At 71.0% G+C, this 15,390-nt stretch carries 13 protein-coding genes; 8 read left to right on the top strand and 5 right to left on the bottom strand.

Going from position 1 to position 15,390, the window contains the following annotated elements:
• The first annotated feature begins 4 nt into the window (after window positions 1-4).
• From AS594_RS19605 to AS594_RS19615, 3 genes are read left to right on the top strand one after another with little or no spacing between them, the layout of a single operon-like run.
• Window positions 5-1,597: a 4-coumarate--CoA ligase family protein gene (locus tag AS594_RS19605; RefSeq protein WP_069932502.1), complete on the top strand. Its 1,593-nt coding sequence runs from the start codon at window positions 5-7 to the stop codon at window positions 1,595-1,597.
• Entirely contained in the window at window positions 1,594-2,331 is a 738-nt protein-coding gene (locus AS594_RS19610; RefSeq protein ID WP_069928269.1) for an enoyl-CoA hydratase family protein, read from the top strand. The genes AS594_RS19605 and AS594_RS19610 overlap by 4 nt, the downstream gene beginning before the upstream one ends.
• Window positions 2,319-2,999 carry a TetR/AcrR family transcriptional regulator gene (locus AS594_RS19615; RefSeq protein WP_069928270.1) on the top strand — a complete coding sequence of 227 codons (681 nt, stop codon included), beginning with the start codon at window positions 2,319-2,321 and terminating at the stop codon, window positions 2,997-2,999. The genes AS594_RS19610 and AS594_RS19615 overlap by 13 nt, the downstream gene beginning before the upstream one ends.
• Before the next feature lie 92 nt (window positions 3,000-3,091).
• Here the strand turns inward: AS594_RS19615 and AS594_RS19620 are convergent, their stop codons facing one another.
• Window positions 3,092-4,192, bottom strand: coding sequence for a citrate synthase 2 (locus AS594_RS19620; protein WP_069932501.1), 1,101 nt, complete (start codon window positions 4,190-4,192; stop codon window positions 3,092-3,094).
• 334 nt (window positions 4,193-4,526) lie between these two features.
• On the opposite strand from AS594_RS19620, the gene pdxH reads away from it, so the two are divergent.
• On the top strand, window positions 4,527-5,150 hold the full coding sequence (pdxH, locus tag AS594_RS19625) for a pyridoxamine 5'-phosphate oxidase (protein ID WP_069930627.1): 624 nt from the start codon (window positions 4,527-4,529) through the stop codon (window positions 5,148-5,150).
• A gap of 462 nt (window positions 5,151-5,612) precedes the next feature.
• The gene (locus tag AS594_RS19630; protein WP_069930628.1) at window positions 5,613-6,971 is read left to right on the top strand and encodes a PAS domain-containing protein; all 1,359 of its coding nucleotides are present in this window, start codon (window positions 5,613-5,615) and stop codon (window positions 6,969-6,971) included.
• 168 nt (window positions 6,972-7,139) lie between these two features.
• Here the strand turns inward: AS594_RS19630 and AS594_RS19635 are convergent, their stop codons facing one another.
• The gene (locus AS594_RS19635; protein WP_069928272.1) at window positions 7,140-7,895 is read right to left on the bottom strand and encodes an SIS domain-containing protein; all 756 of its coding nucleotides are present in this window, start codon (window positions 7,893-7,895) and stop codon (window positions 7,140-7,142) included.
• Window positions 7,896-8,069: 174 nt separating this feature from the next.
• Here AS594_RS19635 and AS594_RS19640 point away from each other — a divergent pair, with 174 nt between their 5' ends.
• Both AS594_RS19640 and AS594_RS19645 read left to right on the top strand, forming a co-directional pair.
• On the top strand, window positions 8,070-8,762 hold the full coding sequence (locus tag AS594_RS19640) for an iron-dependent transcriptional repressor DtxR (RefSeq protein ID WP_069928273.1): 693 nt from the start codon (window positions 8,070-8,072) through the stop codon (window positions 8,760-8,762).
• A gap of 539 nt (window positions 8,763-9,301) precedes the next feature.
• Window positions 9,302-10,192 (top strand): alpha/beta fold hydrolase, encoded by an 891-nt coding sequence (locus tag AS594_RS19645; RefSeq protein ID WP_069928274.1) that lies wholly within the window; start codon window positions 9,302-9,304, stop codon window positions 10,190-10,192.
• Between the two features lie 121 nt (window positions 10,193-10,313).
• Here the strand turns inward: AS594_RS19645 and AS594_RS19650 are convergent, their stop codons facing one another.
• Genes AS594_RS19650 through AS594_RS19660 form a run of 3 tightly spaced genes read right to left on the bottom strand, consistent with a single transcriptional unit; the run spans window position 10,314 to window position 13,616 of the window.
• Window positions 10,314-12,077 (bottom strand): transporter, encoded by a 1,764-nt coding sequence (locus AS594_RS19650; RefSeq protein WP_240509054.1) that lies wholly within the window; start codon window positions 12,075-12,077, stop codon window positions 10,314-10,316.
• The gene (locus AS594_RS19655) at window positions 12,074-12,895 is read right to left on the bottom strand and encodes an ABC transporter ATP-binding protein (RefSeq protein WP_069932500.1); all 822 of its coding nucleotides are present in this window, start codon (window positions 12,893-12,895) and stop codon (window positions 12,074-12,076) included. The genes AS594_RS19650 and AS594_RS19655 overlap by 4 nt, the downstream gene beginning before the upstream one ends.
• Before the next feature lie 43 nt (window positions 12,896-12,938).
• Window positions 12,939-13,616: a bifunctional DNA primase/polymerase gene (locus AS594_RS19660; protein ID WP_420877805.1), complete on the bottom strand. Its 678-nt coding sequence runs from the start codon at window positions 13,614-13,616 to the stop codon at window positions 12,939-12,941.
• A gap of 307 nt (window positions 13,617-13,923) precedes the next feature.
• On the opposite strand from AS594_RS19660, the gene AS594_RS19665 reads away from it, so the two are divergent.
• The gene (locus AS594_RS19665) at window positions 13,924-15,309 is read left to right on the top strand and encodes an NsdA family TPR-like regulatory protein (RefSeq protein ID WP_069928276.1); all 1,386 of its coding nucleotides are present in this window, start codon (window positions 13,924-13,926) and stop codon (window positions 15,307-15,309) included.
• Window positions 15,310-15,390 lie beyond the last annotated feature (81 nt).

The following is a 15,390-nucleotide window of genomic DNA, read 5'->3' on the forward strand; positions in this document are numbered from 1 at the left end:
CGTCATGGCGTTCCAGAGCGAGTACGCACCCGTAGAGCCCGTCGAGCTGCCCATCCACGAGGCGGTGCTCGGGAGGGCCGCCGAGTACGGCGACACGCCCGCCCTGATCGACGGGACGAACGGCGACACGATCACGTACGGCCAACTGGACACCTTCCACCGGCGGATCGCCGCCGCGCTTGCCGACGCGGGCCTGCGGAAGGGCGAAGTACTCGCCCTGCACAGCCCCAACACCATCGCCTACCCCGTGGTCTTCTACGCCGCCACACGCGCCGGGGCCTCGGTCACGACCATCCACCCGCTGTCCACGGCGGAGGAGTTCGCCAAGCAGCTCGCCGACTCCTCCGCCCGCTGGATCGTCACCGTCTCACCGTTGCTCAGCGTCGCCCGCAGGGCCGCCGAACTCGTCGGCGGAATAGAGGAGATCTTCGTCTGCGACAGCGCGGAGGGACACCGCTCGGTCCTCGACATGCTCGCCTCGACCGCACCCGAGCCGCAGGTCACCATCGACCCGTCCGAGGACATCGCTGCGCTTCCGTACTCGTCGGGCACCACGGGCGTTCCCAAGGGCGTGATGCTGACGCACCGCAGCATCGCCACCAACCTCGCGCAACTGGACCCCTTCATCCCCATGGGCCCGGGCGACCGCATCCTTGCCGTACTCCCCTTTTTTCACATCTACGGCCTCACGGCTCTCATGAACGCACCGCTGCGCAATGGTGCGACGGTCGTCGTACTACCGCGTTTCGAACTCGACCAGTTCCTCGGCGCGATCGAGAAGCACCGCATCAACGGCCTGTACGTCGCCCCGCCGATCGTCCTGGCCCTCGCCAAGCACCCCGCCGTCGCGAAGTACGACCTGTCCGGCCTCGAGTACATCGTCAGCGCCGCCGCCCCGCTCGACGCCGCTCTCGCGCAGGCGTGCTCGCAACGCCTCGGCCTGCCGCCCGTGCTCCAGGCGTACGGCATGACGGAACTGTCGCCCGGCACACACGTCGTTCCCCGGAACGCTCCCAACCCGCCTCCGGGAACGGTCGGAAAGCTGCTCCCGGGAACGGAGATGCGCATCCTCTCCCTCGACGACCCCACCACGGACGTGGGCGCGGGACAGGAGGGCGAAATCGCGATCCGGGGCCCCCAGGTGATGAAGGGCTACCTCGGCCGTCCCGACGCCACCGCCGCGATGATCGACGCCGGCGGATGGGTGCACACCGGCGACGTCGGAAGGATCGACGAGGACGGCTGGCTCTTCGTCGTCGACCGCGTCAAGGAACTCATCAAGTACAAGGGCTTCCAGGTCGCGCCGGCCGAACTCGAAGCACTCCTGCTCACCCACGAGTCGATAGCGGACGCCGCCGTCATCGGCGTGTACGACGAGGACGGCAACGAATCGCCCATGGCCTACGTCGTCCCCCAGCCGTCCACGAGCCTCACCGAGGACGACGTGAAGGCGTACGTCGCCGAACGCGTCGCCCCGTACAAGAAGATCCGCCGGGTGGTGTTCACCGCGAGTGTCCCCAGGGCGGCCTCCGGAAAGATCCTCAGGCGGGAACTGCGCGCACAGCGGGACCGCGAACGTGAAGGCGAGAGCACATGACCCTGGTACCGGCCGCGCACGAACGCGGGATCACGACCCTGACCCTCGACTCACCGGCGAACCGCAACGCGCTGTCCGCGCGGCTCGTCGGTGAGCTCGCCGACGCCCTCTCCGCGTGCGCGAAGGACCCCTCCGTACGGGCCGTACAGCTCACCCACACAGGGGGCACCTTCTGCGCGGGCGCCGATCTCAAGACGCCGCCGGACCCGGCGGCCCTCGTCGCCCTGCTGCGCGGCATCGTCGGACTCCCCAAGCCGGTCGTGGCGCGCGTCACGGGCCACGTGCGGGCCGGCGGCCTGGGGCTGCTCGGCGCGTGCGACATCTCGGCGGCGGGGCCCGGCGCGAGCTTCGCGTTCACCGAGTCCAGGCTCGGGCTCGCCCCGGCCGTCATCTCGATGCCGCTGCTGCCCCGCATGGACCCGCGCGCCGCCGCCCGCTACTACCTCACCGGAGAACGGTTCGACGCGGCGGAGGCCGCCCGTACGGGACTGATCACGATCGGGTCCGACGACGACGTGGACCAAGCCCTCGCACCCGTGCTGGACGGGCTGCGCAGGGCGTCCCCGCAAGGGCTGGCCGAGTCCAAGCGCCTGGTCACGGCTACAGTGCTGGCAGCCTTCGACCGGGACACGGACACGCTCGTCGAGCGGTCCGCGAGCCTGTTCGCCTCCAGGGAGGCGGCCGAAGGCGTGACGGCATTCCTCGAACGACGGGACCCCGCATGGGTGCTGTGACCCCGACACCGACGCCCGCCGCGGGCCGGGCGCAAACCGCAGGACCGGCGCCCGCCGAAGGCTCGGCGCCGGCCGCCGGCAAGGCACCCAAGCAGGACCGCTCCAGGGCCACCAGACAACGCCTCCTGGAGGCCGCCGTGTCCTGCCTCGCCGAGCGCGGCTGGGCAGGCTCCACGGTGTCCGTCGTCGCGGAACGGGCCGGCGTCTCACGCGGCGCCGCCCAGCATCACTTCCCGACCCGGGAAGACCTCTTCACGGCGGCCGTCGAGTACGTCGCCGAGGAGCGTTCCACGGCATTGCGCGCACTGTTCCCCCAGGGCGCCACCAACCGCGCCGCCGTCGTCGGCGCCCTCGTCGACCTCTACACGGGACCGCTCTTCCGGGCCGCCCTGCACCTGTGGGTCGCCGCCTCCAACGAGGACCAGCTCGGCGTCCGCGTCACCGAACTGGAAGCCCGTGTGGGCCGCGAGACCCACCGCATCGCCGTGGAACTGCTCGCCGCCGACGAATCGGTGCCGGGCGTGCGCGAGACCGTCCAGGGCCTCCTCGACATGGCCCGCGGCCTGGGACTCGCCAACCTGCTCACCGACGACGCGGCGCGCCGCGACCGGGTGGTGACGCAGTGGGCGTCCCTGCTCGACGGCGCGCTCGACGGCGGACACGACTGACGGCGGACAGGACTGAGGGGCCGGACACCGGTCCGACCCCTCGCCCGGCGTGCACGAGCCGGCGTTCACGGGACGTGCGGCATCCGCGACGCTCAGCGCGCGATGTCGTCGAATCCCGTGACCTGGTGCGGGTTGCGCGACGCCGGACCGACGTACCGCGCGGAAGGCCGCACCAGACGCCCCGTGCGCTTCTGCTCCAGGATGTGCGCGCTCCAGCCCGCCGTACGCGCACACGTGAACATCGACGTGAACATGTGCGCCGGAACCTCCGCGAAGTCCAGCACGATCGCCGCCCAGAACTCGACGTTCGTGGCGAGCACCCGGTCGGGACGCCGCGCGTGCAGCTCCTCCAGGGCGGCCTTCTCCAGCGCCTCCGCGACCTCGAAGCGCGGCGCGGCGAGCTCCTTCGCCGTACGCCGCAGAACGCGCGCACGCGGGTCCTCGGCGCGGTACACACGGTGGCCGAAGCCCATCAGGCGCTCGCCCTTGTCCAGGGCCTGCTTCACGTACGCCGTCGCGTCACCGGTGCGCTCGATCTCCTCGATCATGCCGAGGACGCGCGAGGGCGCGCCGCCGTGGAGCGGTCCGGACATCGCACCGACCGCTCCCGAGAGCGCCGCGGCCACATCGGCGCCGGTCGACGCGATCACACGCGCCGTGAACGTGGAGGCATTCATGCCGTGCTCGGCGGCCGACGTCCAGTACGCGTCCACCGCCTTGACGTGCTTGGGATCGGGCTCACCGCGCCAGCGCTTCATGAAGCGCTCGACTACGGTGTCCGCCTTGTCGATCTCCTTCTGCGGCACCATCGGCAGACCCTGCCCGCGCGCCGACTGGGCGACGTACGACAGCGCCATCACGGCGGCACGCGCGAGGTCGTCGCGCGCGGTCTGCTCGTCGATGTCGAGCAGCGGTTTCAGGCCCCACACGGGCGCGAGCATCGCGAGTGCGGACTGCACGTCGACGCGGATGTCACCGGAGTGGACGGGGATCGGGAAAGGTTCGGCGGCCGGAAGACCCGGGTTGAACGCGCCGTCGACCAGCAGACCCCAGACGTTCCCGAAGGACACGTGCCCGACGAGGTCTTCGATGTCGACCCCCCGGTAACGGAGCGCACCGCCCTCCTTGTCCGGTTCTGCGATCTCCGTTTCGAACGCGACGACTCCTTCGAGTCCGGGTACGAAGTCGGACATCAGGCGGCTCCTCATGACGTGTTCGACAAGCATCGACAAGCGGCAAGCGGCTTATGACCGGGGGGCAGGTTTCAGTGCCATCGGTCACCCCGGTGATTCCCCGCGCGGCAGGTGGTCACCCAACCGCTTCAGAAGCAGGCACGATATCCCCTGCTGTATGGAGGTCACAGTGCCCGGCGCCCATATTTTGGCGGGTTCCGCCGATGCGGGGAAGCGTGATTACCGGCACACTGCCCCATTTCCCGGCTGAGGGTTGATGGCACCGGGTGCCGGGAAGACTGGACCCCTGCGGCAGGATGGCACCGTGCCGAACCGAGATTTCGATCCCGCCGCCATGCGCGAGCACTATCGCAGCGAAGCCTTCACCGAGGCGGAACTCGCCGCCGAGCCGATGGGTCAGTTCGACCACTGGTTCCGGGAAGTCGCCACCGGCGGCCTCCACGAGCCGAACGCCATGATCCTCTCCACGGCGACCCCCGACGGCCGGCCCTCGTCCCGCACGGTCCTGCTCAAGAAGTACGACCCCCAGGGCTTCGTCTTCTTCACGAACTACGCCTCCCGCAAGGGCCAGGAGATCGCGTCCAACCCGTACGTCTCCCTGCTCTTCCCGTGGCACCAGGTCGCCCGCCAGGTCATAGTCACCGGCACGGCCGTGCGGATCGGCCGCGACGAGACAGCGGCGTACTTCAGAACACGCCCGCACGGCTCCCAGCTCGGCGCCTGGGCGAGCGCGCAGTCGTCCGTCATCGCTTCCCGGGAAGAGCTGCTCGCACGCTACGACGAACTGGCGACGCGCTACCCGCACACCGAACGCGTACCCGTGCCGCCGGACTGGGGCGGCTACCGGGTCGTTCCCGGGACGGTCGAGTTCTGGCAGGGTCACGCGAACCGCCTGCACGACCGCCTGCGGTACGTCGCCGAGGACGGCGCATGGCGTGTGGAGCGCCTCTGCCCGTAGGGCCGACCACGCCGCCCAGGGCCGCGGAGGCGCGGCGGAGGCCCGGAGAGGGGTCGGCGGAGGCCCGTGGAGGCCCGGAGGAGCCCGGACAGAACCCCGCGAAACGCAGAAACCCGCGGGCTCTGGTCCCTCCGAAGAGGAGCCGGCCGGACTTACCGGCGAGCCCGCGGGTCAGTGACTGCTGGGATTTCGGCCGACGATCTGTCGGCCTGCACTAAGTGCGACGACGGGCCGTCAGCCCGCAGTCACCTCACGAGTCCGAAATGACATCACTTCCGAACCACCTCCCTTCACGTGTACTGCAAGCCTAAGAACCCCTCCCGCTCACCACAACCGAATTAAGGGGGAGCATTTTTCCCTGAACGCGGTGTGTGCTGGGTCACGTTCCAGTTGAATGATCCCGAGTTCCGCACCGGAGCGGACAGCAGCGCAGCAAAGGCGAACACCTGCAGGGGGTGCCAGGTGAGTGCTTCCCGGATTGGCGAGACCACCGACGCGTTCGGTCCCGACGAGCCAGGGCCCGGTTCCGACGATCTTCTCGCCGCGCTTCTCGACGGCATGGACGCGGCGCTGTGCGCCTTCGACGCGGACGGGGTGATCACCCACTGGAACCGCGAGGCCGAGCGGATCCTCGGATGGACGGCCCACGAGGCGATCGGGCGGACCGGTCTGGCGGGGTGGGCGGCGCGGCCCGCGGACGCGGACGAGGTGCAGGGGCGGCTGATGGCGGCGATGCACGCGCCGGGCCGTCAGGTCCACGAATTCGCGCTGCTGCGCAAGGACGGCGGACGCGTTCTCGTACGGACGCAGTCGGCCGGGGTACGCGGCGCGGAGGGTAAGCCCGCCGGGGTGTACTGCGCTTTCAGCGAGGTGCACGCGCAGATCGACCTGGAGCGGGCGATCGCGCTGAGCGAGGCGCTCTTCGAAGACGCGTCCTGGGGTGTCGTTCTGGTGGACGTGGACCTGCGTCCGACCGTCGTCAACGCGCACGCGGCGCGCGCGCTCGGAGGCCGCGCGACGCTCCTGGGACGGCCCCTGGGGGAGCTCGTCGTGCAGGGCGTGGAGGAACTGGAGGGCGCTCTCCAGCACGTACTGGCCGAAGGAGCGCCCCCGGCCCCCGCCGAGCTGTGGGTAACGCTGCGCAGGGCAGAGGGGGGCGGTGCGGGGGAGCGGCGGAGATGCTGGCGCAGCGGTTTCCTGCGACTGGCGTCGCCGTTGGCGGAGGAGCCGGTTCCGCTGGGGGTCGGCTGGCTGTTCCAGGACATCACCGAGGCGAAGACCGCGGAACAGGAAGCCGCGCAGCTGCGCTTCCGGGGCAACCAGCTGCACCGCGCGGGGCGTGCGGCCGCCGAGTGCGAGGACCCGATGGAGGCCGCGTTGTCGTACCTCGACTTCGCCCTCGCGGGGTTCGCGGACCATGCTCTGGTCGATCTGACCTCGGGTGACCGTCCGGCGCGTCTGGTCCGGGCGGCGGCCACGCCGTCGGGTGCCCCCGGGCCGTGCGTTCCGGTGGCGGGTGGAGCGGGCATTCCGGTTCCCTATCCGTCCGGCCATCCGGCGTTCCAGTGCCTCGACCGTCTCGGTTCGGTACGGGCGAGCGGGGGGTCCCGGGAGTGGGCGGCGAAGCGCCAGTGGCCGAAGGACACCGTGCACGCGCTGTGCGCGGTGCTGCGCAGCCGGGGCAGGACGCTGGGTGTGGTGACGTTCCTGCGCGGTCCGAGCCGCAGCGCCTTCGAGCGTCCGGACGCGACGTACGCGGAGAACATCGCGGTGCGCGTGGCGGCGGCGATCGATTTGGCGCAGGTGCTGAGAGCGGCGTAACGACCGTTCCCGGGAACGGTCCGCGGACGTTCCGGGGAAGGGCGCCGGCCGGTGCGGTGCGACCGCGCCGGCTGACGGCCGTCGGCGTGCGTTCCCAAGAACAGAGGGCGCGCGCGTGCGTTCCCGTGAACCCACAGGAACGCGGGAGATCAGTGCCGGTACGGGAGATCAGTGCCGGTAGAAGATCCGGTCGCGGTACTCCGTCATCACGCGGCCGTTCCACTCGTGGCCGCCGTCGACATTGCCGGAGCGCAGCAACGGCGGTTCGATGCCCCGGTCCGCCAGCTCGCCCGCCGCGGCGGCCACGACGGCCTGCATCAGAGCGCTCGTGATCACCGTGGAGGCGGGAGCGAAGGGGGCCTCGATCCCCTCCGCGGTGAGCTCCGCGTCACCCGGCGCGATCTTGCTGTCCAGGACGATGTCGCAGTGGTCCTTGAGGTACGTACCCGAGACGTGCCGCGACTTCGTCTCCCGCGTGTACGCCACCGAGGTCACGCCGATGACCTTGAGGCCGAGCGCCCGGGCGTTCATCGCCATTTCGACCGGCAGCGCGTTGCGCCCGGACAGCGAGATGATCACGAGTACGTCGCCCGGCTTGGCGGGGCTGCTGTCCAGTACGGCTGCCGCGAGCCCGTCGACCCGCTCCAGGGCGGAGCCCAGCGTGGCCGGCATGACGTCGACGCCGACGGTCCCGGGAACGGCCAGCAGGTTCATCAGCGCGAGGCCGCCCGCCCGGTAGACGACGTCCTGGGCGGCGAGGGAGGAGTGGCCGGCGCCGAAGGCGAAGAGGCGCCCGCCCGAGGCCACCGCGTCGGCGAGGGCGGTACCGGCGGCCGCGATGTTCCCGGCCTCCTCGTCGCGGACGCGGTGAAGCAGTCCGATCGCGGCGTCGAAGAACTGACCGGCCAGTTTGCTCTCGCTCATCGCGCGGGCCCCTTCCAGCGGTACATGTGCGAACGTCGTGCGACGGTGGCGCGGATCACGTTGCGGTCTGGACCAGTGCCGTGTCAATACGGCTTCCCGTCGGCGCGGCACGGTTGTCGGCGCCATGCGTCAGAATTGGGTCAGGGCCAGCGCACGAGCAATCGAGGGGCACGTATGTCCGGACTGATCGACACCACGGAGATGTATCTCCGCACCATCCTCGAACTCGAGGAAGAAGGCGTGGTCCCCATGCGCGCCCGTATCGCCGAGCGGCTCGACCAGAGCGGGCCGACGGTGAGCCAGACGGTGGCGCGCATGGAGCGTGACGGCCTGGTGACAGTGGCGGGCGACCGTCATCTGGAGCTGACCGACGAGGGCCGCAAGCTCGCGACCCGCGTCATGCGCAAGCACCGGCTCGCCGAGTGTCTGCTGGTCGACGTGATCGGCCTGGAGTGGGAGCAGGTTCACGCCGAGGCGTGCCGCTGGGAGCACGTGATGAGCGAGGCGGTGGAGAGGCGAGTCCTCGAGCTGCTGCGTCACCCTACGGAGTCTCCGTACGGGAACCCGATCCCCGGCCTGGAGGAGCTTGGCGAGAAGGCGGAGGCCGACCCGTTCCTGGACGACAACATGGTCAGCCTGAACGACCTGGCGCCCGGCCCGGAGGGGAAGACGGTCGTCGTACGCCGGATCGGGGAGCCGATCCAGACGGACGCCCAGCTGATGTATACGCTGCGCCGCGCGGGAGTGCAGCCCGGTTCGGTCGTGAGTGTGACGGAGTCCCCCGGCGGGGTACTCGTAGGCAGCAGTGGCGAGGCCGCGGAGCTCGGTGCCGAGGTGGCCTCGCACGTTTTCGTCGCCAAGCGCTGACACCGGCGCCCGAGCGGCAACGTCCGCCGGCCCCACCGTGCTTGGGGCCGGTCCGGCGATCCTCCGGAATCCCAGCGACCGGACGGATCGCGTGCCAGGCTGTGACCGAGGGACATGATGTGAGGTCGCACGCCGGTCTGGCCGTCTGAGGTCTGACGGTTCGTCGGGGAGGGGGCAGGGAATGCGCCCGTCGCGCGGGCACCGCCCGGAGATTCGTTCTGCTCGCCGTGCCGGCGACGACCTTCTTGGCGAAGGGAGTGGCTCCGGCGCCCTGAGGCGCCGGAGCCTGTCCTCCCCTGTGCCGACCCGGAGCCCCGAGCTCCCAGGGTCGGCCCCCGCGGACCGTTTTCCCCGAGCGGCCCGCCTCCCGCTGAAGATCTCCCCTCGGCGGCAGCGGTCAATCCTGGAGCGGGGTCACTCGAACGAGGGGTGTTGCACGCGGAAGCCGTATTTTCGAATACGGGTTCGATAGTCTGTGCTGGACTCGACCACTCACTCATGGACGGACCACCCGGGGGACGAAGGGGGTGCCAGGACATATGGTGCGGCGCATTGACGTGACCGGAGCCGACGGCGTACGCCTGGCGGCCTGGGAGTTCGCCGATCCTCCCAAGGGGAGCGGGGAAACCGACCGCGCCCCCGCGGTCTTACTGCTCCACGGCCTGATGGGCCGGGCGGCCCACTGGGCGGGCACCGCCCGCTGGCTCTCGGAGCGCTACCGGGCGGTCGCCCTCGACCAGCGCGGCCACGGCCGAAGCGACAAGCCGGCCGACGGCCCGTACACCCGCGAGGCGTACGTCGCCGACGCCGAGGCCGCGGTCGAACAACTGGGCCTCGCGCCCGTCACTCTCATCGGCCACTCCATGGGCGCCCTGACGGCCTGGCAGCTCGCCGCCAAGCGCCCCGACCTGGTGCGGGCCGTCGTCATCTGCGACATGCGGGCGGGCGCGCTCGGTGCGGCCTCCCAGCGGGAGTGGGAGGACTGGTTCAGGACCTGGCCGGTCCCCTTCGCCACCCTCGCCGACGTACGTAAGTGGTTCGGCGAGGACGACCCCTGGGTGGAACGCCCGAGCCCGGCCCGCGGCGAGTTCTTCGCCGAGGTCATGGCCGAACGGGCCGACGGCTGGCGTCCGGTCTTCTCCCGCCGCCAGATGCTCATCTCCCGTGAGACCTGGGTGCACGACGCCCACTGGGAGGAGCTTGCGCTGGTCCGGTGTCCCACCCTCGTCGTCCGCGGCCTCGACGGCGAACTGGGCCGGGCGGAGGCGCACGAGATGGTCAGAGTGCTGCCGCGCGGGCGGTACGCCGAAGTGGTCGACGCCGGCCACCTCGTCCACTACGACCAGCCGGAGGGCTGGCGCACCGAGATCGAGCCGTTCCTGGAAGAAACCGCCAACGAGCCGGTAGCCCCGCCCCTGAGTCAGCCCTGAGCCGGCCTGAGCCAGCCCTGAGCAGTAGTCACCTCTGATCCGTTGACTCCGCCCGTTGTCCGAGGGGCTTCCAACCAAGCCTGGAGCCCTCCGGCAACGGGCGCACGCCGCCCCGCCCCGGTCATCCCTTGCTCACCGCGGCGAGGATCTCCGGAAGCCGCGCCGCCGCCTGCGGCGCCGACCAGCGCACGCCCGCCCAGGAGATCAGCGCGCCGTACGCCGCCCCCAGCGGCAGCACTAGCCACAACCAGCCCTCCGCGTCGGCCACATGGAGCCAGATGGTCAGTGTGATCAGCGGAGCGCACAGCAGTGCCGCCGCGATCATGCCGCCGAGGATCGAGATCCAGGCGAGGCCCGCCTGCCCCGGCGCGACGTTCTTGTGTGCGCTGCCCTGCGGGATCGAGTACGGGAAACGCACGGACGTCACCGCACCTGTCGCCAGCATCGCGCCGAGCAGGGCGAAGGACAGGCCGAGTGCCTCGGGAAGAGCCCGCCAGTCACCCACCAGCCCCGCCGTGACCACGGTCACCAGCGCCGAGTACGGCAGGGTGATGAGCAGCAGGGCCAGGGCCCGCGCCCGTAGTTCCTCGTATGCGTCCCGTGCAGTGGAGATCGTCATGGCGACCATCCAGAAGGCGGAGGTGTCCTGGCCGAACTGGTTGTACATCTGGATGCCGAGCATCCCCGCCGCGAAGCACGCGAAGTAGATCGTGCCCGTTCCCTGGAGCGCGTTGAACACCGGCACGATCAGCCCGATCACCAGCGAGGTCACCCACGCGGCCTTCGTCTTGGGATCCCGCCACACGTACCGCAGGCTGCGCTCGATCACCGTTCCCGTACGCCCGCCCGACAGGAACCGCCCGCCGAGGCCCCGCGACGCCGACTGGCGGGCCGGCTCCGCGGCCTGGAGGGTCGAGCCGTCCGGGGACGTCATCAGCTTCACCAGACTGCGCTCCCAGGACCACAGCAGCGCGGCCAGCGCCACCACGGCCAGCAGCAGCTGCGCCGCGCCACGCACGTACGCCCCGTCGCTCACCGCGTCCACCGCGCCGACCGCCGATGCGGGCGGCACCCAGCTCAGGACGTCCGCCATCGGATCGAGCTTCGCCAGGCCGCCCGCGTTGCTGAGCCGCTGAGCGCCGAAGTTGACCACCTGAATGCCGACGGCGATCACCAGACCGCTCAGTACGGCCAGATCGCGGCCCTTGCGGCTGCTCAGCAGCCGGACGTTCGCCGCTGCCACGGCCCGGGCCAGCGCCACGCACAGCAGCAGCGTCAGCGCCACGGCGAGGACGCCGACGACCGCGGCCGCCGCGCCGTGCGCCACCGAAATCACCGAGCCCAGGGCCAGGCAGAACGTGAACAGCGGTCCGATCCCCACGAGTGACGCCGTCAGCAGCGCCCGGACGAGCGGGCGCGGTCGCAGCGGCAGCATGACAAGGCGGGTCGGGTCGAGCGTCTCGTCGCCGCTGGGGAAGAACAGCGGCATCACCGTCCAGCCGAGCCCGAGAAGCGCCGTCAGCAGCACCACGATTGTTGTCGCGTGCTCGTTCCCGCGCAGCGCTACAAGGCCGATCAGTTGAAGCGCAGCGAAGAGCAGCGCGATCACACCGGAGACGATGTACGCCGTCCTGCGGCCGGACGACTGCCGCAGTCCGTTCCGCAGCAACGACAGTTTGAGCCGTACGAAGACGGACGTGATCCCGGGAACGGCCGCCGCGCCGGTCTCGGGAATGGCCGCCGCGCCGCTCCCGGGAGCGGCCGTTGTGTCGTTCCCGGGAAGAGCCGACGCGCCGTTCCCGGGAAGGGCAGTTGTGTCGCTCTCGGGAACGGCCGGGACGCCCGTCGCGCCCTTCCCGTGAACCGGCGGCTCTTCCGCGCTCATCGGGCGCCGCCGCCCAGCCAGTCCAGGCTCTCCCCGCTGTCCCGGCCGTTCGCGCCGACCAGTTCGAGGAAGGCGCTCTGGAGGGTGGGCGCGTCGCCGCGTACTTCGGCGAGCGTCCCTTGCGCGCGGATGCGGCCCGCGGCCATCACCGCGACCCAGTCGCACAGCGACTCGACGAGCTCCATGACGTGGCTGGAGAAGACGACGGTCGCGCCGGACACTGTGTACCGCTCCAGCACGCCGCGGATCGTCTGCGCCGACACGGGATCGACGCCTTCGAAGGGCTCGTCCAGGAAGAGCACTTCGGGGTTGTGCAGCAGCGCCGCGGCGAGGCCGATCTTTTTGCGCATGCCGGTCGAGTAGTCGACGACCAGCTTGTGCTGGGCGCCGGCGAGGTCCAGTACGTCGAGAAGCTGCGTCGCCCGCCGGTCGACCACGTCGCCGGGCAGCCCCCGAAGCCGGCCGGAGTACGCGAGGAGTTCACGCCCGGAGAGGCGGTCGAAGAGCCGCAGCCCCTCCGGCAGTACGCCGATCCTGGCCTTGACCGCCACCGGGTCCTGCCACACGTCGTGGCCGCCGACCAGGACCTTTCCCGCGTCGGGGCGCAGCAGCCCCGTGACCATCGACAGGGTGGTGGTCTTGCCCGCTCCGTTCGGCCCGACCAGGCCGATGAACTTGCCCGCGGGCAGCTCCAGATCGATGCCCGCGACCGCGATCTGCTCGCCGAAGCGCTTCCACAGGCCCTCTACACGTACAGCGGCGGGCGGCGCGATGTGCGCTCCGCCCGCCTCTTCCGGTCCCACTGCGCCGTCGGACATGTCGCACAACCTTTCGGTGTCCCCGTGCCGCTACGGGGACACCCTACGGTCGGCGTGTACGCGCCGCCGCTGCCTCTCGCCCGCAGGAGTAGGCCAGGGGGCTGATCAACTCCTCCACGTCGGGCAGCCACCGGTTCGCCGGTGTGGGGCGGCGCGCCCACTGCACCGCGCCCATTCCGCCGAGCCGGGTCGGCGGCCCCGCGACGTAGTCGCCCTCGCCGCGCGTGACCAGGTCGATCGCCGTCGGCGTCCAGCCCAACTTGCGCACCAGGTCGGGAACCTTGGCAGCGGCGCTGGGCAGTACGAAGAACAACATCCGGCGGTCGGGCGTGCAGGTCACGGGGCCGAGCGTCAGCTCCATGCGTTCCATGCGGGCGAGCGCCAGGAATCCGGCCGACTCGGGAACGTCCAGAGCGTCGAAGGAGCGGCCCGTCGGCAGCAGGATCGAGGCCCTCGGCTGTTTCGACCACATGCGCCGTGCCGCGGTGGCGCTGCCCGTCGCCTGGGCCGCCCAGTCGGCGGTGGCGGGGTGCGCGCCGGGCAAAGCGCAGGAGGGGACGCCGCACGAGCACCGCTCGATGCCCTCGTCCGCCTCCAGCCAGGTGCCCGGGAACACGTCCCAGTGCCGTTCTTCGGCGTACCGCACGGCGCTGTCCAGCAGTTGTTCGCCGCGCTGCTTGGGGATCTGGGCGGCATCCGTGACTCCGATGGTCTCTTCCACGAACAGCTCAACTACCGCCGTCACCTTGGGTTACGGGCGTGCGGTCGGCTTGCGGAGGAACATCGATCCTGCACGTGGGGCGCATCGGTGCATGGGCGGGGGCGCGCATGGGGCTGCGCGGCGGCGGGCGGGTAGCCACAGGTGGGGAAGCCCGGGAATGGCGGTCAAGAGACCGTCAATACCGTTTCGTCCGGCATGTTCCGCATTCTCTGGATATCTGCCGGGCAGTGATCAGCGTGACCGGCGTGATCAGTTCACGAAGTACGGACCACGACTCATGGACCACTGCGGCACCAGGGGGTAGTCAATGGCAGCCAGGCCTCTCGTCGCCCGCCAGCCGAACGAACGGTTGCAGGCGCTCATTCAGGAAGCCGGGTGCTCCAACGCCGGGCTCGCCCGTCGCGTCAACATGTGCGGCGCCGAACACGGCCTCGACCTGCGGTACGACAAGACATCGGTGGCCCGCTGGCTGCGCGGACAGCAGCCGCGCGGGCGGGCGCCGGGCATCATCGCGGAAGCGATCGGGCGCAAACTCGGCCGTACGGTCACGATCGACGAGATCGGCATGGCGAACGGCAAGAACCTGGCCTCGGGCATCGGTCTCCAGTTCTCGCCGACCGTGCCCGGCGCGATCGAGCAGGTCTGTGAGCTGTGGCGCAGCGACGTGGGGCGCCGCGACTTCCTGTCGGGCTCGACGGTCGCCGCGTCGGCGCTCGTCGAGCCGAGCCGCGACTGGCTGATCACGGGAGCGGACAACCAGGTCGCCAGGACGGCGGGCGGCGGGCGGGTCGGCGCGTCGGACGTCGGGGCCGTACGGGCGACGACGGAGGCGCTCGTCGAACTGGACCACCGTTACGGCAGCGGCCACGTCCGGCCGATCGTCGTCCACTACCTCAACAGCGTGGTCTCCGGGCTGCTGTCCGGCTCGTACCGCGAATCGGTCGGAAGGGACCTCTTCGCGGCGGTCGCGCGGCTGACGGAACTGGCCGGCTACATGGCCGTCGACACGGGCCAGCCGGGGCTCGCGCAGCGCTACTACATTCAGGCGCTGCGGCTCGCCCAGGCGGCGGGTGACCGCGGTTACGGCGGGTACGTACTGGCCGCTTCCATGAGCCACCTCGCCGCCCAGCTCGGGAACCCGCGCGAGATCGCACAACTGGCGCGGGCCGCCCAGGAAGGGGCGCGGGGGCAGGTGACGCCCCGCGCGGAGGCGATGTTCTGCGCGGCGGAGGCGCGCGGGCACGCGCTGATGGGCGACGCCCGGGCGTGCAACCAGATGGCGGGCAAGGCGCTGGGGGCGATGGAGCGTACCGGGGAAGGCTCGGGCGACGATCCGACGTGGATCGCGCACTTCGACCACGCGTATCTCTCCGACGAGCTCGCGCACTGCCACCGCGACCTGGGACAGGGGCAAGCGGCGGCCCGGCGCGCACAGGACGCGCTGGACGGCCATCCGCCGTCACGGGCGCGGCGGCGCGCGATCGGGCTCGTCGTACTGGCCACGGCGCAGATCCAGCAGCGCGAGGTCGAGCAGGCGTGCCACACGGGCACGCGCGCGGTGGAGCTGCTGGGCACGCTGCGGTCGAACCGGGGAGCGGAGTACCTGGAGGACTTCCAGCAGCGCCTCGCGCCGTTCCGCGACGAACCCGCTGTGCGCGAGTTCGGGGCCCGGATGGAGATGCAGGCGGCCTGACGGCCCCCGGCCTGAGCAGGACGACCGGAGGGCCCCTGGGAGGGGGTGGGGTGAGGGCCTGGGGACGGGGTGCAGGGACGC

Origin of the sequence: Streptomyces agglomeratus (genome assembly GCF_001746415.1) — a bacterium.
Lineage (GTDB): Bacteria > Actinomycetota > Actinomycetes > Streptomycetales > Streptomycetaceae > Streptomyces > Streptomyces agglomeratus.